Here is a 19,272-nt window from a genome sequence, read left to right as displayed (position 1 = left end):
GGGTCAGCCAGCCTCTTCGACGGTTGATCCTGAACGCTCGGCAGTGCCGTCACCGAGCGACTGAACGTCGTCGTACAGCGCCAGCGCCTTCCGGATGAGGTCCCGCGAGCGCTGACTCTGCTCCCACCGACGGAGGATGCGACGGCGTTCGGACACCTCGTCCCCGGGCAGGTCGTCGGCCAGCGTCGCCTCGAGTTCCTCGGGCGATCCGACCCCGTACCGTTGCTTCCAGTCGTCGGCCCGCTCTGCGATGGCCTCCAGTTCGGCACGGAGTTCCGACCGCTCGTTCTCGAGGATGAGGTCCCGCAGGTGGTCGAAATACGCCCGCGTCGGGTCGGGAACGTACTGGCCATCGTCCGTCACCGTGAGGAGACCGGCATCCGCGAGGCTCGCGAGGTGGCGCTTCGCGGTGTCCCACTCCACCTCTGCCTGCTCGGCCACCCAGTTGACGGTCCGCGGTTCCGAGAGCGTCGTCGCGATGGTCTCGACCCGCTCTCTGGCCGTCGTCGAGTCGGTCCACGAGTCGACCATGCCTCCGCTACGGATCGAGAGTGCTTATGAATTGGGACCTCTCCGAATATATCCAGTACACAGCCATCCCCCAGCTGCGAGAGGCCCTCACAGCCCACCGCCAGGTGAACGTCGACCTGACGATACCGAGAGTGGGCGTTCGTCCCGTGAGAACAGGTCGTGTCGCAGATCGGCAACTGTTCCGCCTGCGGTACGGAAAGCCCCCCCACGCTTCGACCGGGAGGGATGTCACCGGGACTGGAGCGTGGAGACGAGCTGCGACATCATCTCCCAGACGACCCGGGCCGGACTGTCCGAGGAGAAGGCATACGGCTCGTAGTCGTACGTGGCCGTAGAATCGGGTCGCGCCTGAACGTGCCCCCACCCATCGACGTGTGGATTCGGCTCGTGATGCCACCCGAAGTCACCGTTGTCATCGCTGTAGTGGAAGGAGAACGTCGGCTTCTTCTCCGGTGTCTCCCCGGCGAACCAGCGTACCGTGAGTGTCCCCTCGGTCGCATCGGTCTCGAGACGGTCGATTGCGACCTCCGCGACCACCTGCGTGTACGCACCTGATGGAAAGCCTCGAACCGTCGAGATGGTCGGGTGGCGTTCGAGTTCTCGCTGGATGCTGCGCAGCGCCCGATGGGACGCCTCCGCTGCGTCGTACGACGAGCCATCACCATTCATCTCAGGCCGGTGCGGGCGAGTCCCGACTGTACGCCGCGTAGTTCTCTATCGCCTGCTCGATGATATCGAGCCGGTAGCGCAGGAGCGCCCAGTCGTTCGCCGTCTCTCGGATCTCCCGTGTCTCCGCAGCGTCGTCGCTCTCGGCAGCCCGGCGTCGGAGGGCTTCCGGGGACCCGACGCCGTAGTCACGGCCCCACGTCTCCATCTGCTCCTGCAACTCGGCCTTCAGCTCGAGGAGGCCGTCCTGATCGTACTCGTCGAGGAGATCCCGGAGGGTCTGGACCCGCGTATGAAGTGGATCGGGCTCGTACATCGCCGTCCCCTCGACATCCCGTTCCAGGAGGACGTTCATGTCGACGAGCCGTTCGAGGTGGGCACGAGCGGTGTTCTCCGCGACCAGGGCCTCGGTTGCGATGTACGACACCGGTTGCGGCCCCGAGACCGACCCGGCGACCGACCGTACTCTGTCGAAGGCACTCGTCTGCTCCTTCCACGCCTCGACACCAGGAGCCTCGTCGTCCATAGCACAACTATCCGAGTGAAGTCAATAAATCTATCTCCAGGGCAGATAACTGATTCCGACGGCTGCGTTCGCCATGGGCGGTCGCTCTCCCACGGAAACGTCCCTACTTCCGGGGGAAGCCCCTCACTCCACCGTCACGCTCTTCGCGAGGTTGCGCGGCTTGTCTATCGGCCGGCCGAGAAAGTCGGCCACGTGGTAGGCCACGAGTTGCAGCTGGACGTTCGCCAGCACGGCCGCGGTCCGTGGCGGGGCCTCGGGAATCTCGAGGACGTGGTCGGCGTAGCGCTCGACCTCGCTCCGGCCGTCGGTGACGGCGACGACCGGTGCGTCGCGTGACTCGACCTCCTTGACGTTCCCGATGGTCTTGGTCGCGAGCGGGCCGTCGCCCGTGACGACCGCGAAGACGGGCGTCTTCTCGGTCACCAGGGCGAGCGGGCCGTGCTTGAGTTCGCCCGAGGCGAAGCCCTCGGCGTGCTTGTAGGAGATCTCCTTCAGTTTCAGCGCGCCCTCCAGCGCGACCGGGTAGTGGACCCCCCGCCCGATGAAGAAGTACGAGGGCGCGTCGACGAACTCCTCGGCGACCGTCTCGGCCGCGGACTCGTCGAGGACTGCCTGCACGTCGCCCGGGAGATCACGGAGTGCCGAGAGTGAGTCGCGGAGGTCCGCGCGGCCGTTCTGCCGGGCGAGCGAGAGTGCGAGCATGTTGAGCGCGGTCTGCTGTGAGGCGAAGGTCTTGGTCGCGGCGACGCCGATCTCCGGGCCCGAGCGGATGTACAGCGTCTCGTCGCACTCGCGGGCCGCGGTCGAGCCGACCGTGTTCGTACACGCGAGCGTTCGGGCGCCCCGCGAGCGGGCCTCGCGGAGCGCACTCAGCGTGTCGGCGGTCTCGCCCGACTGCGTGACACCGACCACGAGCGCGCCGTCGACGGGTGGTGGCGAGGTGGCGTACTCGCTGGCGAGGTAGCACTGGGCGGGCACGCCGGCCTGCCGGAACAGCTCGGCGCCGTACAGCGCCGCGTGATACGAGGTGCCGCAGGCGACGAACTGCACACGCTCGGGGTCCACGTCGACGTCGAGCGTGACGCGGCCGCCCATCTCGTCGACGCGCCCCTGGAGACACTGGCGCAGGGCGCGTGGCTGCTCGTAGATCTCCTTCAGCATGAAGTGGTCGTAGCCGGACTTGCCGGTGTCCTCGGGGTCCCACTCGACCGTCTCGACCGTCTTCTCGACCGGGTTCCCGGCGGTGTCGGTGACGGTCCAGCCCTCGGTGTCGACCCGGGCGAACTCGCCGTTCTCGAGGTAGACGACACGGTCGGTGAACTCGCGGAACGCGGGCACGTCGCTGGCGAGATACGTCGCATCCGCACCAGCACCGAGCACGAGCGGATTGTCCTGTCGGGAGGCGAACAGCGTCTCCACGCCGGCGACCGAGACGACGACCGCGAAGCTCCCCTCCAGGCGTGTCATCGCCTCGCGGATGGCCGGCTCCGGGTCCGTCGCGTCGTACTCGGGGCCGTCGAGCAGCTCCTCGATGAGGTGCGGGATGACCTCCGTGTCCGTCTCCGAGCGGAACGTGTGGCCCGCTTCGGAGAGCTCGTCGCGGAGTGCCTGGTAGTTCTCGATGATGCCGTTGTGGACGACGGCAACCTTGCCGGCACAGTCCGTGTGCGGGTGGGCGTTGGCGTCCGAGGGCGGCCCGTGTGTGGACCAGCGGGTGTGGCCCATGCCGACCGTCCCGGTCGGGGCGGTGCCGTCGGCCGCGGCCGTCTCGAGGACGCGTCGGAGCGCGTCGAGTTCGCCCTCGCGCTTGACCACCGCGACCTCCTCGTCCCCGGGTGCCGTGAGCGCGACGCCGGCGGAGTCGTAGCCCCGATACTCGAGCTTCGAGAGCCCGTGGACGAGCGTCTCGAGCGTCTCGTCGCCACGGCCGACGCAGCCGATGATGCCACACATCAGCGGACCACCTCGCTGTCCTCGTCGATCCGGCCCCGGACGTGGACGCCGGTACCGAGCGTGGCGTTCGGCCCGACGAGCGATCCCGGTTCGGCCGTGACGGCGCCGCGGGCGACCACGCGGTCGGCGAAGACGGCGCCGAGGCGCTGGTCGCGGTAGACACGGTCGTCGAGAGCGACGTCGGCGGGCCCGCCCGGCACCGTGGTGTTCGCGCCCAGGGTCACGTCCTCCCCGGTGACGCACTCGACGAGCGTGGAGCCGGCGCCGACCCGCGTGTCGGCGTCGAGCACCGACCGCTCGACGGTGGCGTTCGCCCCGACGGTGACGTTCCGGCCGAGTGCGGTGTCCGGCCCGACGACCGCGTTCGGTCCGACCTCGCAGTCCGGACCGACGACGAGCGGGGCTCGCAGCGTCGCGTCCGGATGGACGATGGCCGACGGCGCGACGTGGAGGGTGTCCTCGGTCTCGGGTTCGTCGATGCGGTTCGTGTGGAGCACCTCGCGGGTGATCGAGAGCAGGTCCCACGGGAAGGTGGCGTCGACCCAGAGGCCGTCCGTCCGGACGCCCCAGACGGGATCGTCGGCCTCGATGCGCCGGGAGATGGCCGCGGTCAGGTCGAGTTCGCCGTCTCGCTTGGGGGTCTCGGCCAGTTCGTCGAAGACCTCGGGCGTGAAGGCGTAGACGCCGGCGTTGATGAGGCGGTACTCGCCGGCCATCGGCTTCTCGACGAGTTCGCTCACCCGGTCGCCATCGAGCCGCACGGCGCCGAAGGTGTGGGCCTCCGGGTGCTCCATCACCGCGAGTGTGGGCTCCCCACGGTCGGCGAACGCGTCCGTCACGTCCGCGACGATACTCGGGTCGATGATCCGGTCGCCGTTCAGGACGAGCATCGGCTCGTCGACGTGTTCGCGGGCCTGCAACAGCGCGTGCCCGCTCCCGAGTTCCTTGCGCTGGATGGCGTACTCCAGCGGCACGTCGCGATAGCTGGGGCCGAAGTGTTCTTGCACCCGGTCGTGCTTGTAGCCGACGACGAGGACGATCCGCTCGACCGCGGCATCGACGAGCGTGTCGAGGACGTGTTCGAGGATCGGCCGGTTGCCCGCGGGAAGCATGGGCTTGGGCCGGTTCCTCGTGAGTGGCCGAAGGCGCCGGCCCTCACCCCCCGCGAGGACGACAGCCGTATCGAGGCTCATGAAGTTACCCAGAATCTGAGTAACCGTAAGTGTTTGGTGGCCACTCCAGAACTGACGGCCCGTTCAGTGGCCGGTTCAGCCGAGACAGCGGGGGTGTGGCTTTCGTCGGTAGAGTGACTCCGCGACCGGCCTGCCGGGTCAGTCCAGGGACTCCACGCCCCGGATCTCGAAGCGTGCGCCGCCGGCCTCGCTCTCGGTCGCCTCGACCGTCCACCCGTGGGCCTCGGCGATGCTCCGCACGATGGCGAGGCCGAAGCCGGTCCCGGCATCGCTGGTCGAGTGGCCCCAGTCGAACACGGACTCGCGCTGGTCGGACGGGATGCCCGGGCCGTCGTCCGCGACGTAGAATCCCTCGCCGTCGGCCAGTACCCCGAGGCTGACGGTGACCGCCGAGTCGCCGGGGTCGATGCCGTCGCCGGACTCCGTCCGGCTGTCCGTGGCGCCATGCTCCACGCTGTTTCGGAACAGGTTCTCAAGCAGCGCCTGGAACCGGTCCCTGTCGGCGGTGAGGGTCCCGATGTCGTCGATCTCGAGGGTCGCATCCGGGGCGTCGACGAGGCTCCATGCTGCCTGGGCCACCGACGCGATGTCGACGGATTCGGTCTCGCCGACCGTTCGACCCTCCCTGGCGAGCGTCAGCAGGTCGCCGGTGATGGCCTCGATGCGGTCGGCGGCGCGGCCGATGGCGTCGATGTCCGGGTCGGCTCCGGCCCGGGCCGCCTCCACGTGGCCCTGGATCACGTTCAGCGGGTTGCGGAGGTCGTGACTGACGACCGAGGTGAACCGGTCGAGGCGCTCGTTCCGGCGCTCCAGTTCGCGCTCGTACGCCTTCCGCTCGGTCACGTCGAGCGTCGTCACGAGGACCCCGTCGATCTCGGGGTCTTCGAGCCGGTTCTTGCCCCACGACTGGAGTACCCGCCAGTCACCGCTCGCGTGGCGGTACCGGTACTCGACGGTGGCCCGGTGGTCGGGCACGTCCAGGGCGTCCGTGAACTCCTCGACCACTGCGGGCCGGTCGTCCTCGTGGATCAGGGCGAACGCGTCCTCGCCGATCAGCTGGTCGGGCTCGTAGCCCAGGACCGTCTCGACGGATGGGCTCACGTAGCGGTACTCGCCGGTCTCGTCGAGGATGGCGATCATCGCGGGCGAGTGCTCGACGAGCGCGCTGAACGTCTCTCGGTAATCCGACGGCTCGGGCCGGTCGCGCTGGACCGCTTCCTGGACTGCCGCGACGAGGTCGGCCTCCGGGTCGTCCAGCTGGACCACGTCCAGCCAGGAGGGGTCCATCTCGGGCGGCGGGCGCTCCGGGTTCTCGAGGACGACGACCATCGGCGTCTCCGGGTGGTCTGCGCGGAGCTGCCCCAGGCGCATCAGGTCGTCGGGGCTCTCGGTGGTGTCCGGGAGCACGATGCAGTCGAAACTGCTCGCCATGTGGCTGGCCGGGTCGTCGGTCGTCTCGACGGCCAGGTCGGAGGCCGACTCCAGCTGCTCGGCGATGGCCGCGGCCACTCGGCCACCGCCGACGAGCAGTACCGCTATTGGGCCTCCATCGGCCATACGGTGGATTGGCCGTGACTGGTGCTAAACCTGTGGGTGGTCCGGTGGTGTGTCTGCGGCTTCGCGCACCCACTGTCCCCAGCCTTACCCGTGTCGGGGTGCAAGCCTTCGCCATCTCGCATGTCTCCCACAGATGTCCCCCGGCAGCGTGAGGGGGTTCAGGGCCAGCCACCCATCGAGTGTGACGACTGCGAATCCGCGCTCGACGCGACCTCGCGCGGGTCAGTGTCCTTCCTGCTGCTGGAGCAGCTCGCGGTGCCGCTCGTCGGCTGTGACGCACATCTCGAACGGTTTGTCGATGTCTGCGGGTTCACGAGCGACGAGACGCCGGACCTTCTGGACCACCGCCCAGCCGGTGGGGTTCGATGCCCCAGCTGCCAGTTCGCGCCGCACAGTCCCGGGCATCCGGTGGTCCCGGTGCAGGATGGGGCGGTCGCGCTGCTGGCCTGCCCCGAGCACCAGAGCGAGACCATCGGCCGGTTCCACACGGGTCTCGAGACGGAGCAGCAGCTCTCGGCGTCGCTTGACGGGCTGAGTCAGTGACTCACGACTGACCTCGTAGGGGAATCCCCGGCATCCGTACCTTTTCGACCGCGGCACCACTACCCCAACGTCGAGATGGACCTCGAATTCGTATCACTCGGAGACACGGGGCTGCAGACCAGTGAGATACAGTTCGGCACGTGGCGCTTCGGGAAGGAGACCGAGGACGGGAACGTCGAGATCGGCGAGGACCGCGCCCATCAGCTGCTCGACACCTACGCCGAGCACGGTGGGCGGTTCATCGACACGGCCGACGTCTACGGTGGCGGGACGTGCGAGGAGTGGATCGGCGACTGGCTGGCCGACCGGGACCGCGAGCGCTACACCATCGCGTCGAAGATCTACTGGCAGACCCGCGAGGACGACCCCAACAGCCGGGGGACCAACCGGAAGAACGTCCGGCATCGGATCGACACGCTGCTGGACCGTCTCGGCACCGATTACGTCGACGTGCTCTACATCCACCGCTGGGACGACGAGACGCCGGCCCGCGAGATGATGAAGACGCTCAACGGGCTCGTCGAGGACGGCACGGTCCACTATCCGGGCACCTCGACACTCGTTCCGAACGAGTGGAAGGTCGCGAAGGCGAACGAGGTCGCCCGGCACGAGGTCGTGGGAGGATGTCAACCCGCCCTGAAGCGCGAGGCTTGCGCCTAGATATTTTCCGTCAATCGGCTCGCGGTCGATCGAACAGATCAACGATCTCTGCCGGCGTGAACAGCCACAGATCGCCGCGTTCGGCCGCCAGGTTCTCTAGTTGGGCTGTGAATCCTGTTTTAGCGAAGAGTGCGTAGACGACGGATCGGTCGGTCCCGTGCCAGCGGATCTCGCTTTCGAGCGCTTCGAGGTCACCGAGCAGTCCGCGCCCGACCGCATCGCTGGTCCACTTGCACTCGCCGAGCAAGAGCGTGTCAGTCTGCTCGTTGACGCCAGCAATGTCCACCTCGTTGCCGCCGTACCACCAGCGGCCGACCCGGGAACAGGAGACGGGGAATGCAACCGTTCCGACGGCTTGTCGGCATACCTCTTCGAATGTCCAACTCGTGTGTTCGGGGAGCGTTTCTCCGATTACGTCACGCACGGGCACGGTGTGGCCCTGTTCGAGCGTCGCGCGGTTCGGGAGCACGTACCGAAACCAGAAGCGGAGGAACTGGTCCGTGATACGGTAGACCCCGCGACCGTCGGGATCGGTGACCGGCGTCTCACGCTCGACGAGTGCGATGCGTGTGAGGTTCTGGAGGTACCTGGAGATCGAACTCGCGTCCCGCCCGATTTCGTTTCCGATCTCGCTAACCCGAGTTGCGCCCCCTGCGATGGCTTCCAGAATCGCCATATACGTCGATGGTTCACGGAGTTCCTGCCGTAACAGGAATTCGGGCTCCTCGTACAGGAACGCCCCTTTCGAAAGGATCGACGACTCAACGTTTTCGAGGAGCGCGAGGTCGGAATCGAACTGCTCGAGGTAGGCCGGAACCCCGCCAAGGATGCTGTAGGCTTCGACCAGTTCGATCGGGCCGTAGTCCGGGAAGAATCCGGCGGCATCGCCGAACGACATCGGTTCCATCCGCCACTGGCCCGTTCGACGGCCATAGAGCGGACTTTCGTAACTCAGGACGCCCTCCTCCATCATCGAGATGGACGAGCCCAGAAGGACGAGCGAGATACCTGTCCCATCGAGGGTCTCGTCGACCACGGTCTGGAAGACCGATGGGATGGTTTCGTCTTCGTCAACGAGATATGAGAACTCGTCGAGGGCAACGACGGCGGGGTCGTCGAGGCGATGTGCGAGGTACTCGAAGGCGTCGACGAAGCCGTCGACATCGGGTGGAATATCATCGAGGGTGCCGGCACACTGTTCAGCGAAGCGCCGTGCGTTCTGACTGGTCCCACGTTCGTCACAGAGGTAGTAGAACGTAGGTCTCTCGAGAGTCTCGAGGACAGTTGTAACGAGCGTCGTCTTCCCGACGCGTCGTCGGCCATAGAGGACGAGCAGTTGTTCTTCACTGTCGGTGAGGTGCGAATGGAGCCAGTCGGTTTCTGCGGCCCGATCAATCATTATGCGCGTAGTAATATTATCTTCTGCATAATCAGTGTGTGGGTCTCTTACCGTCTCTGCATTCGAATCCGCTTCTTACGCTCTTACGAGAACTGGGCGACGGTCCGATGCTCCCGAGGGTGTGAGCACTGTAGGACCATACCCATCACCCGCAGGGGGTTCGCACCTGCAGTGCCGACCGCACGTGACGCGAGACTGGATCGAAGCCACAGATCGGGTTATCGACGAGATAGCCGATGCTTGCGTCTCCTAACCTTCGCCACAGCCCCCGCTAGAGTGGTCTGTGTGGAATCGAAACGGGGGAGAAGTGGAGTCGGGGGTAATGAGCAGAGGTGGCGTCTCGCGAGGCGCTTCGAGGGCCGGAGAATCGGCGGTCTGGGCGGCCAGTCAATCGCCGAGAAGCGAACCTCTCAGCGCTCTGTACTGATGTAAGGTTGCATCGAATCGCAAGGCGGCGCCACCCTTACGCCATCCGTAATCGACATGTGCTGTCCGACTGAGACGATAGGCGGATTCTCGCTCGGCGGAGAACCTTCGAGGGCTGCTTCAGCGACCTGTTTTACGCGGAGTGGCCCTTGGAGTCCTCTCCGAGCGAAGCGAGCCCGTCCCGGGTTACTAGTCGGTTCTCATCACTCAGTCCACACTCTAGCGGAGGGCGCGGCCAACCTTTGGCCGCCTGAGCGGGGACTAGCCGCCTTGGGGTGCGACGAGGGCCACTGCTCTCGCTCGAAGGTAACCTTACGCCCAAAGTCGATATCGGCCGACTTTACGCGGCAGGCCCCTTCCCACCGAGTGCCCCCCGGACTTGCTCGAGGGTGTACATCGCCGTCAGTCCGGGCTCGGTGATCATGAACGAACTGACGGGCGAGGTCTTCGCGTAGGTCTTCTCGACACGCACCGCTCCATCGAGCGGGTCGTTGAGTGCGGCGAGCACCTCGTGTCCCTCGGTGTGGGACATGACAATCCAGATGGCCTCCTCGGGATTGCAGGCGGCCATCTTATCGAAGTCCTCCGGAACCGCCCGCTTGATATCGTGATTCACCCGCTCGACCTCGATTGCGACCACCACGTCGCCCTCGTCGTCGATACCGGCGATGTCGAGGCGCTGGTTCTCCCCGAGGTCGTAGTACGGAACCACTTCGACCACGTCTGACTCCGGGTCGTCTCGATACGTACCCTCCAGATACCGACGGCCGATCTCGACGCCGAGGACGTGCTCGCTCGACTCCTCGAGGTCACCCTGCCCGTGGCCGTAATCCACACCCTGCCGGTAGCTCTCGCCGATGATCGTCCGCCCCTCAGGCGATACCGTGTACAAGCGGTGCGGCCGGTCCGTATCGTGCCGGAGCAGGTCGGCGTCGATGAGATTCTGGACGGCGTCACTCTCGATACCGACGTATTCCTGCAGGCGGAGCATCGAATCCCAGAGCAGGTCGTACTCGAGTGGATCGAACCGGAGTTGCTGGGCATTGTAGACCGCCTGCAGGAACATGAGTTGGGCATCCGACCACTCCGAGTCGAACCGCTCGGCCTCGGTGAGTTTGAGGTTGAGTTCACAGATCGGGATGTCGTCGCTATCGACCGCGTCGATGGACGAGCAGCACTCGATAGCGCGTTTCATCCCATCGATAGATGGGTCATAGCGCGTATCGCATCGCGTACACCGGAGGGCGTGTATCGAGCCGTCGTACTCGACCGTCGGCGGGAGCCGCTTCGTGTGTGGAAGGGCGCTGTCGACCCGGACCGCCGGAGGTGCGCCATCGGTCGCTTCCGACTCGGCCGGCACGTCGTCTTCGCTGGGCGGTCCCTCGCGGACGACACTCGGCGACGAGAGCCCGAGACCGTACTCGACCCGCGTTCTTGCCTGCATCTCGATCCGTGCAGTGGCGAGTGCGGATTGCTCGTCGAACGACAGCCCGCGCTCGCCGTCAGGATGGCCGGGCGGAAGCGGCGCCGAGTGGACGAGGAACGGCCGTGGCTCGGGACGGCCGAACGCCGCGGGCAAACTTACCAGCCACTGTCCGCGACGGAGGGCACGGAGCCGATTGCCGACCTGCTGTGGGTCCATGTCGTCCGTGGCGAGTCGCTGGGCGAAGCGTGCATCCGAGGGAACGTTCCCCGTCAGGACGGTCGAGACGTTGTTGAGGATCTCGTCGTAGACGTCCTGATCGTACCCACGGAGCTGTGCGGGGAACTGCATCGCGAGCGTGACCGAGCAGTCGAAACTCCGCGACTGCGCCAGCAGTTCCTGCAGGAGGTCGGAGACGGCGATGCTCGCAGCCTCCTCGATGTATAGGTTGACGAGCGGCAGGTCCTCAACGACCGCGCGCTTTCGCCGCCGCTTGAGTGCCGTCCACAATTCCGAGAGGATGAGCAGCGCGAGGACGCGCTGTGCCTCGGTACGGAGGCCGCCCGTGTCGAAGACGATGACGACGTTCTCGTCGAGGAAGTCGACCAGGTCGAAGTGGGGGCCGTCGTCCTCCGTATCGTTGACGTGGTTGAACAGGCGGGCGAGGCGGCGGTCGACGGGTACCTTCTCGATGCGGTTCGCCACCCCCTGCATGATCTCGTCGAACGTCCGGGCGCGGTTGGCGACCACGCCGCCGAGCATCCGTTCGAGGTCGTCGTCGGAGACGGCGGGGGCGGACTGGCGCTCGTGCATCCTGCGTGCGGCCTCGTGGAGTCGCCGGTGTGAGAAGTGGTCCGAGCCGTGGACGGGGTCGAACAGCGCCTTCACCAGATACCGGATGATGTCGGGCGAGCGAACCGCCTGGTCGAAGCGGTCGCGGCCCATAATCGCCCGGAGAATCTCGATGTAGTGATCAACCGCGTCCTCGACGGCCGTCTCACGGGGGATGCCCGCCTCGAGTTCGCCGCGGATATCGAAGAAGGAGATCGCCGGGAGGACCGCCGCGCAGTCGAAATACAGGACATCCTCGAGCGAGCCGTACTCGGCGAAGTGCGCCCGGAGGTAGGCTTCGCCCATCCCGTCGCCTTTCGGGTCGACGAGGATGCTCGCTCCGTCGGTGGCACGGTGATTCGCGAGCATCGCATTCACCAGGGCGGTTGACTTGCCAGCGCCCGTCCGCCCGAACCAGCCGATGTGGAGTGGTTGCAACGACGGTGGGAGGACGAGTGGCTCGTCCGTGGCCTGGTCGTCGTCGGTGAGTGGGAGGCCGAGCGTCATCCCTGCACCCGAGTACGGTGCGAGTTGGTCGGCAGGAGGGAGCGAGAGTCCAGTCCGCTCGCTCGGCGTGACGCCCACACCCCGGACGCCCGCGCTCGTCAGGGCGTCGCCCGGGAGGGCACAGAACGAGCCGAGTTCGCGAGCGTCGACGACGAGGCCCGGACTGGTTCGGCCAGGACTGGTGAGCGAGCGGCCGTATGCCGGTGGATGCAGCGTCCGCCCGTGGAGCTCCTCGACGAGCTGCTGGGCCTCCGTACCGGTCGCAACGGTGCCCTCGATTCGGTAGAACGGCCCGCTCACGGGCTCGAAGGCGAGCGCAAGGTCACGCAGGATGCGCTCTGCGTCTACCGGGTCGGAGTCGTGCCCAGCGATTGCCCGGACGTTCACCTCGAACGAGCGGTGCGTGTCTCGCTCTCCGAGGTGGACGACCCGCTCCTCGTCGGCACCGAGCATGACGAGTTCGTCCTCCGGGGGTGGGCCGACGAGTGCGTTCATGAGCTTCCCGCCGAACGTGTCCGAACCCTGTTCGAGGTTGAGGCGGCGCTCGTCGGCCTCGACCGACCAGTCGGCCTTCGGGCGGACGAGTACCTGATAGCAGACGGGGACTGGACTGTCGGCGAGCGTCTCCGCGACGGCCGCGAGCGGGGCCCGGACGTGTGTTCGGTCACGCTCGGATTCGTGGAACTCGGCGAAGGGCGTGAGGCAGGTCTGCCAGTCCTTGCGGTGTGTCGGGTTGCCGTCGAAGGTGAGTGCGACGGTGTCGGTGTCTTCGGCTGGAGTGAACGGTTCGAGGAGCGTCTCCCGGTCGGTCTCGGCGATAGCGTAACTGTCGGGAAAGAGCCCGCGGATCGCGTGTTCGAGCGAGGCGTGAGCGGCCTCGTCGTCGACGCCGACGGCGTAGGTGAGACCGCGTTCGTCGCCGGAACTCGTGAGCAACCACTCGACGGTCGGTGGGGATGCGCTCGTGAGGAAGCGGCCCTTCGCGGAGCCGGTCAGTCCGTGGAGACGCCGGAGATGCGTCTCGACGGTCGCGGGGTCGAGCGGGGAGTCGGCCGGCTTGATTGTGATGTAGGGAGTCGCAGGGAGCGTGGAGGGTGAGTCGTCGGCAGCAGCCACGGGTAATCGCTACTCTCAGAGCGAGCAGCCAGCATAACTGTTGTCGGTGGGGGCGATTGCTGAGCAGTGCTGGAGGAGGCGAGGCCCTCCGAAAGCCCCCGGGCGCTCGACCCACAGGAAGACGTTCCTGCTCGCTGCGCTGTGCGGGCTGCGACTTCCCTGATTCGCGCCGGAGGCGCTCACCTCCGGGACCGCTCGCCACGCCTCTGGCGACGGCTACGCGCCTCGGCCTCCGGCCTGCGGTGGCCGCGGCTTCGCCGCGGGCCCGGGGGACGGAGTCCCCCGACGCTTGCCGGGTCCGAGAGGGATCGACCGCCCGGCCCCTTTCAGTCCCACCCGGTTGGAACTCGACGGCCATCGCTACAACAAGCCCAGGATTCAGCATCCGATCCGGGAGTCGGCTGGAGATCCTCTAGGATGGCCGCTGTCGCAATCCTCGCGTTCGATGAGCGATCCTCCTGGCTCGGGTTTTCGATGGGGTGATGGCCTCGGCAGCCCGTCTCAGACAGTACAGTCGTTGCAGGGCTGTCCCCGGGAGGAATGACGAACCTACAGCGACGATACCGCCCGCTCCAGAGAGTGGAAGGAAGCCCGCGAAGCAGAACTGCATCCTCGGTGACTCGGGAAAACGTGTGTCACCGGACGTGCTGGAGAAACCCTACGACCGCGAGCCGAGCGCCAGAAGATGGAGCAACGGCGAAAATATCTCGACGGAGAGTAGGCGATACCATCGAGCGATCACTCGACGAGGTCCTCGATGAACTCGAACGCATTGACGAAGGCGACTGAATCCGCGTAGCCTGCGTCCGAAAGGGCGGTTTCGACTGCTTCACCAGCGGCGATATCGGTCGTGTAGACGAAGACGCTGCTCGGAGACTCGGCTGCCAGCAACTGTGCCGCCACGCCACCGAGGGCCGCATCCGCCCGCTCCACGTTGTCCGCTCGCCGGTCGTCGGCATTCGCGATGTAACGCTGGACGCTATCCATCGTCCTCGAGACGAGCGAGTCGGTATAGTTCAGCGATGGGGCGACTCGCACCCAGCCCTCTGCTATCGCGGTGTCGACGTGCGGGTCCTCGGTCCCCGAGGCGGTCAGCTCGTCGTACACGCGCTCGGGAACCACGAACACCACGCCGTGCTGTCGGGCGAAGGCTCGGACGCGCCGGTATCGATCGTTCTCCGGCCCGCCGAGAGCGGCGATGAATCCCGTGTCCGCGATGTGGACAGTACTCACCGTTCGTCCACGCCCTCATCGTCGACTGCTGACTCCTCGCCGGCAACCACGTCGTCGAGCGAGGCCCCGGACGCCTCGACGTCGAAGTGTTCGTGAACCACCGGGCGGAGTGCCTGGAGGACGATTTCGGCAGCGAGCGGCGAGATGTCGAGATCACGGGCCATCAATCGATGGGTGACCGTTCCTCGCTCCCGGTCGACGGCGTACTCAAGCGCCGTGGCGAGGCCGGCGATTCCGTGCCGGTCGATGTACGTGTCGATGTCGTTGTCCGTGGTCCGCCGTCCCACCGCGTCAACGAGTGCGGGCGTGATGTGGTACTCCCCGGCATCTGTCCCGCTCGTCACCGTCAGGTCGATCGGACGGGCGGTGTACGTCCGTGGCTGCCCCTCGTTGTTCATCTTGAGTACACCAGCCTCGGTCAACCGGTTGACGTAGGTGTATGCGGTTCCCTGTGGGAGGTCGAGTGCCTCCATCAGGTCCCGTACACTGGTCGTCCCCTTCCGGTGGCAGTGGGCATACACCTGCGCCAGGCGCGGTTCCTCGAGCAGTTCCGCGACCGAGAGGAACTCCCTGACGACCTCACCGCCGGCCCGGTCGGTGGCTCGTGACATGCTGATCAGTAGTTACAGATTATCGCGAAGCTGTAAAGTACTTGTGTCGCGGGCAGGCAGGGGTAGCTACGAGGCAGGGGAGGCTGCGGTGCTTCTACTTCCGTCCGGCGTCGCCAAGACTGCCTGTTCGGCTTCGACGGCCCCACCTCTCATGCTTGATCAGGGGCATCGGCCCCCAAACCAGACCCGACGAAAGCCCCCGGGCGCTCGACCCACGGGAAGACGTTCCTGCTCGCTGCGCTGTGCGGGCTGCGACTTCCCTGATTCGCGCCGGAGGCGCTCACCTCCGGGACCGCCTCGCTTCGCTCGCCTCTGGCGACGGCTACGCGCCTCACTCGCTCCACTCGCTCCGGTGCTTGCCGAGTCCGGGAGGGACCGACCGCCCGGCCTCTTTCAGTCCCGCCCAGTTGTGTCTCGGGGCCAGCGCTGCGACGGGCGTGGCATCTCCGTGGTGGCTGGGCAGTTCCCTCTCGGCGTCTCCACGATGGTCGCTGACGCATTCGTTCGGCTACATAGAACTCAAAACCCTCAACACTGGGCTTCGATTGCAAGGTGGACTCGACAGGGCTTCTCTGGCGATCTGTACGCAGGAGACCATCTCCTAGAGCGAAGGGACGCCCGTGGCAGAACGAATGGGCACGACCGGGCCTCACTTCTGGGAACGACTCCTCGCTGTTGCCCGCTCGTGCTTAGATATTTGGGTGCAGCCAAATTATTTTCAGAGATTCGAGCAGAAAGCTCACGACTTCAGTCGTGGGAGGGTGTCAATGATCGGTGCGTTCTCGGGGTGTCATGCGTCCTCGTTCGCGTACTGGTAGGTCGGCCTAACGTGCTCGAGGAGCTCTTCGACGATTTCCCAGAGTATCAATGAGGGTGTCTCGTGTTCGAATGTGATCCCCCAGTGGTCCTCCGTATCGGCAGCCGAGTACTGGAAATGCGTCCGTCCGAGATCGGGGTGATCCTCGTCTTGGTGCCAGCCAGCGTGAAAGCCCGTGTTCGGGTCGGTGTAGTTGATCCGGAACCAATCGTGTGGCTCCTGTCGATACCACTGTATGATCAGTTCCGGCGGCTTAGGCCCTGTCGAAGGGTCAAGACGGTCAGAATCAAACCGTGCCCGCAGCTGCTTGGCCACGATATCGTCAGGAACGAACTCGACCGTCGTAATCTGTGGCACACGGTCGAGGACATCTCGCTTCAGCTGGGCGTAGAGGTTTGCGTTCGGGTCACCACCGGGATGCGGGACCGACATCCGTCAGCTGCTGGCCTCGGCGGGCTCGGTCGTCGGAGTGAGAAAGTCCCATTCACGGATGGCAAAGCCGACGATCTCGATGCGCCGTTGGAGGTGTTCCCACTCACGGGCAATTTCACGGCGACGATTCTCTTCGTCGGCGTCGAGAGACTCCTCAGCGAGCGTCCCGCGAAGCTGGTTCGGCGACTCGATGTGGAACTCGCCCTCCCAGTCGCGAATCTGTGCCTTCATGTCGGCGAGACGGTCCGTAAGTTCCTCGACAGTGTGGCCGCTGTCTCGGAGGCGCATCGCCTCCTGTATCGCCTGACGACGGTAATCGGGGTAGTATGTCGTGTGAATCCCGCTGTCGTCTCGGTGGAGAATCCCGTCGTCGACGAGACGTTCGAGAACGCGCTTGGTCGGCTCGTGTGACCAGCCCGCTTCAGAGGCGATCCAGTTGGCCGTCCGCGGCTCCGACAGCTGTCGAACGACCATCCGCACGCGGTCTTCACCCGTAGTTTGGCGGCCCATCAGATTCTCGGAGCTCGATTCGTCCTTCGTCATACAGCACAGTTCGGGTTCTGTCTTAATATAGATTGAGACTGTTCGTCCTATATTGAGGCCCGCCGTTCGCCAACGCCCTGCCCCCGTCTTTGAACTAGCGCAATCAGGCCCTCCGAAAGCCCCCGGGCGCTCGACCCTCCGGGACCGGCTCACTTCGCTCGCCTCGCCTTCGGCGACGGCTGCGCGCCTCGCTCGCGTCGCTCGCTGTGGTGCTTGCCGGGACCGGGAGGGATCGACCGCCCGGCCCCTTTCAATCCCTCCCCGTTGGGTGTTGGGGTCACCGTCCCCTGAATCGGTGTGTGCTACTGGCAGAAGGCGGCCCCGTCCGTGCCGTCTTCTCCCTGACCTCACCGGGTCGAAATCGGTCGCCGCGCGCGGCGCCCGCTCGCTCGGGGCCGTTCGGCCTTCATATCAGCCGCCAGCATCAAGTGCAGTTTCGGTTGCGCCCCGGCGAGCTTTCGCGTTCCAGTCTCGGGGCCACCTGTGCGCCCGCGCCACGTTGCGGCGCGGGTGCTCGGCGACACCCTTGCCTGGACACGACTCGCGACGGGCCGGACCGAGAACTGACTTGAAGCTGGCCTCGCCCCCGTCGCGGGGGCGCCACTACGCGGCTTGTGTGTATGCTCTCTCAACGATGGTTCGCTCGCGCCCGGCAAGCCGGGCGAGGGCGCGAGCGAGAGACGTAGCTGGGTGAACTGAGTCATTCAGGAAGAAGACGCGGTCGAGAGCGCCTTCTGTGGTAATCGGTCCAGGACTACCAATGAGTACGAGAGACATCTACGGTAATGACGTTTCGGGTCGGACAGACAACGAACAGTGGGCGGCGTGGGCGGCTGAGGCGGGGCTGGAGGCCGAGGCGGTCGACGAGGATGAGGCCTACGTCGTCGACGAGCGGCCGGAGCTGCACGCGACGGTGGAGATGGAGATCCGTGCGAAGGTCGACACCAATCACCCCGACACCTGGAAGAAGGGGCTGACACTCGCAGCAGAAGAGCGGATGGAGGCGTGGGAGTGGGAGATCGAGCGAACGCGGACGCGGGTCGACCGGTCACTGGCGTCCGACCGGGAGGCACGTACGGCGCAGGTGGTCGAGCGGGAGAGTCGCGAGCGGCGCATGAGCTTCGAGCGACGAGCGGCGAGCGTGGACGACCGACGCGATCCGGATGCACCCGACCCCCGCGAGCGGCTGAGCGGCGAGGAGTTGGCGGCGGTCAATCAGGAAGCGCGACGCATCCAGGGCGGGATTCCCGGAGCGGGTTCGACGGCGGCCATCTCGCGTGAACTCGCAGAGCAGGTCCTGCGAACGGGCGACCTGCTGAGCGCGACCGTGGCGGTGGCCGATCGGCTGAAGACGCAACCCGGGACGGTGACGCCGATCTCGCGGCTGGGCGACGTGCCGCACGGTGAGGTCGACTTCGAGGGCGAAGTCGTGGTGCTCTGGGAACCAGCGCATCCCTCGATCCAACAGGTGGGCCTCGTCGGGGACGAGACGGGCCAGGTGAAGGTGACCGTCTGGGACGCCAGCGACCAGCCGTGGCTGGACGAGGGCGAGCGGATTCGCATCCACGGCGCGGCGAAGAGCTGGTATCAGGGGCGCGTCTCGGTCGCGCTGACCTCGCGGAGCCGGGTCGTCTTCCCCGAGCGAGAGCCGTGGCAAGCGCAGGACTCGTAGCCATACTCGCCCCTCTTTTTGCTATAGATGGTGGAGCGCTTCTCTCAATCGAGCGCGAGAGTCTAATCGGTGCAGCCCGGGGCTGGACCGGAATGCCGATGGATGAGGGCTGAAATGAGCAATCTGAAGACGGTCGCATGGAAGAAGATGACCTCCCAACACCGGACGAGATACTTGCCATTCACGAGCAACTTGAGGAGGCCTACGATCTGAAGCATCGAGGAGTGATGAAGGCAGCCCCACGACTGAAACTCGAGCGAGAGGTACTCACTCCCGCTCGAACGCGCGACGACCTGTATCAACGAGCGGCGGTCCTTCTCTGGGAGCTTAGTAGCCTCCACCTCTTCGAAGACGGGAATAAGCGGACAGCATGGACAACAACGGTCGAGTACTTGTCTCGACACAACATCGAGACCGAACACCTGGGGGACGAGATCGTCCAGGTCGTCCGCCGTATCGGACTGTTTAGCGTCGAGGAGCTTGCAACTTGGCTCGAAACGGGGAGAATTGACACTTCGCGTCTGCCGGAGGATTAACTACGCTGCAGCCGAATGCACCTGTATGAGCCGTCCCGAGTCTGACCCGGACCCCGAAGTTGATGAGGAGTTCAGAGAACGAATCGATCGCATCATC

At 65.8% G+C, this 19,272-nt stretch carries 15 protein-coding genes and 1 pseudogene; 4 read left to right on the top strand and 12 right to left on the bottom strand.

Translation table 11 applies throughout. From position 1 onward, the window contains the following. Positions 1-3 precede the first annotated feature (3 nt). The 6 genes from P2T62_RS15880 to P2T62_RS15855 all read right to left on the bottom strand — a co-directional run bounded on the left by P2T62_RS15880 (position 4) and on the right by P2T62_RS15855 (position 6,426). On the bottom strand, positions 4-531 hold the full coding sequence (locus P2T62_RS15880) for a DUF7342 family protein (protein WP_276258045.1): 528 nt from the start codon (positions 529-531) through the stop codon (positions 4-6). 228 nt (positions 532-759) lie between these two features. Beyond that, positions 760-1,200 (bottom strand): hypothetical protein, encoded by a 441-nt coding sequence (locus P2T62_RS15875; RefSeq protein ID WP_276258044.1) that lies wholly within the window; start codon positions 1,198-1,200, stop codon positions 760-762. 1 nt (position 1,201) lies between these two features. Then, positions 1,202-1,723 (bottom strand): DUF7342 family protein, encoded by a 522-nt coding sequence (locus P2T62_RS15870; protein ID WP_276258043.1) that lies wholly within the window; start codon positions 1,721-1,723, stop codon positions 1,202-1,204. Positions 1,724-1,846: 123 nt separating this feature from the next. Next, positions 1,847-3,676 carry a glutamine--fructose-6-phosphate transaminase (isomerizing) gene (gene glmS / locus P2T62_RS15865; RefSeq protein WP_276258042.1) on the bottom strand — a complete coding sequence of 610 codons (1,830 nt, stop codon included), beginning with the start codon at positions 3,674-3,676 and terminating at the stop codon, positions 1,847-1,849. Continuing rightward, complete coding sequence (locus tag P2T62_RS15860) at positions 3,676-4,869, bottom strand: sugar phosphate nucleotidyltransferase (protein WP_276258041.1); 1,194 nt, start codon at positions 4,867-4,869, stop codon at positions 3,676-3,678. The genes glmS and P2T62_RS15860 overlap by 1 nt, the downstream gene beginning before the upstream one ends. A 138-nt stretch (positions 4,870-5,007) precedes the next feature. After that, on the bottom strand, positions 5,008-6,426 hold the full coding sequence (locus P2T62_RS15855; RefSeq protein ID WP_276258040.1) for a PAS domain-containing sensor histidine kinase: 1,419 nt from the start codon (positions 6,424-6,426) through the stop codon (positions 5,008-5,010). Between the two features lie 120 nt (positions 6,427-6,546). Between P2T62_RS15855 and P2T62_RS15850 the strand changes: the two genes are divergently transcribed. Then, positions 6,547-6,969 (top strand): hypothetical protein, encoded by a 423-nt coding sequence (locus P2T62_RS15850; protein ID WP_276258039.1) that lies wholly within the window; start codon positions 6,547-6,549, stop codon positions 6,967-6,969. A gap of 75 nt (positions 6,970-7,044) precedes the next feature. Continuing rightward, a pseudogene (locus P2T62_RS15845) lies at positions 7,045-7,581 on the top strand (aldo/keto reductase); the annotation flags it as partial. Positions 7,582-7,639: 58 nt separating this feature from the next. Here the strand turns inward: P2T62_RS15845 and P2T62_RS15840 are convergent. The 6 genes from P2T62_RS15840 to P2T62_RS15815 all read right to left on the bottom strand — a co-directional run bounded on the left by P2T62_RS15840 (position 7,640) and on the right by P2T62_RS15815 (position 16,967). After that, a complete protein-coding gene (locus P2T62_RS15840) occupies positions 7,640-9,028 on the bottom strand; it encodes an ATP-binding protein (protein ID WP_276258037.1) in 1,389 nt (462 codons plus the stop codon). A 766-nt stretch (positions 9,029-9,794) separates the two neighbouring features. Further along, entirely contained in the window at positions 9,795-13,331 is a 3,537-nt protein-coding gene (locus tag P2T62_RS15835; protein ID WP_276258036.1) for a type IV secretory system conjugative DNA transfer family protein, read from the bottom strand. 738 nt (positions 13,332-14,069) lie between these two features. Next, positions 14,070-14,564, bottom strand: coding sequence for a PIN domain-containing protein (locus P2T62_RS15830; RefSeq protein ID WP_276258035.1), 495 nt, complete (start codon positions 14,562-14,564; stop codon positions 14,070-14,072). Beyond that, on the bottom strand, positions 14,561-15,175 hold the full coding sequence (locus P2T62_RS15825; RefSeq protein WP_276258034.1) for a DUF7437 domain-containing protein: 615 nt from the start codon (positions 15,173-15,175) through the stop codon (positions 14,561-14,563). Before P2T62_RS15825 ends, P2T62_RS15830 begins: the two co-directional genes overlap by 4 nt. A gap of 790 nt (positions 15,176-15,965) precedes the next feature. Next, the gene (locus tag P2T62_RS15820) at positions 15,966-16,424 is read right to left on the bottom strand and encodes a hypothetical protein (protein ID WP_276258033.1); all 459 of its coding nucleotides are present in this window, start codon (positions 16,422-16,424) and stop codon (positions 15,966-15,968) included. Positions 16,425-16,427: 3 nt separating this feature from the next. After that, entirely contained in the window at positions 16,428-16,967 is a 540-nt protein-coding gene (locus P2T62_RS15815) for a DUF7342 family protein (RefSeq protein WP_276258032.1), read from the bottom strand. Positions 16,968-17,727: 760 nt separating this feature from the next. Between P2T62_RS15815 and P2T62_RS15810 the strand changes: the two genes are divergently transcribed. After that, entirely contained in the window at positions 17,728-18,639 is a 912-nt protein-coding gene (locus P2T62_RS15810) for a DNA-binding protein (RefSeq protein WP_276258031.1), read from the top strand. Between the two features lie 137 nt (positions 18,640-18,776). Next, positions 18,777-19,175, top strand: coding sequence for a Fic family protein (locus P2T62_RS15805; RefSeq protein WP_276258030.1), 399 nt, complete (start codon positions 18,777-18,779; stop codon positions 19,173-19,175). The last annotated feature ends 97 nt before the right edge of the window (positions 19,176-19,272 follow it).

The sequence above is a fragment of the Haloglomus litoreum genome (assembly GCF_029338515.1).
GTDB classification, from domain to species: Archaea; Halobacteriota; Halobacteria; order Halobacteriales; family Haloarculaceae; genus Haloglomus; species Haloglomus litoreum.
The sequence above is the reverse complement of the archived record's forward strand: the minus strand, read 5'-3'. Positions and strand labels throughout refer to the sequence as shown.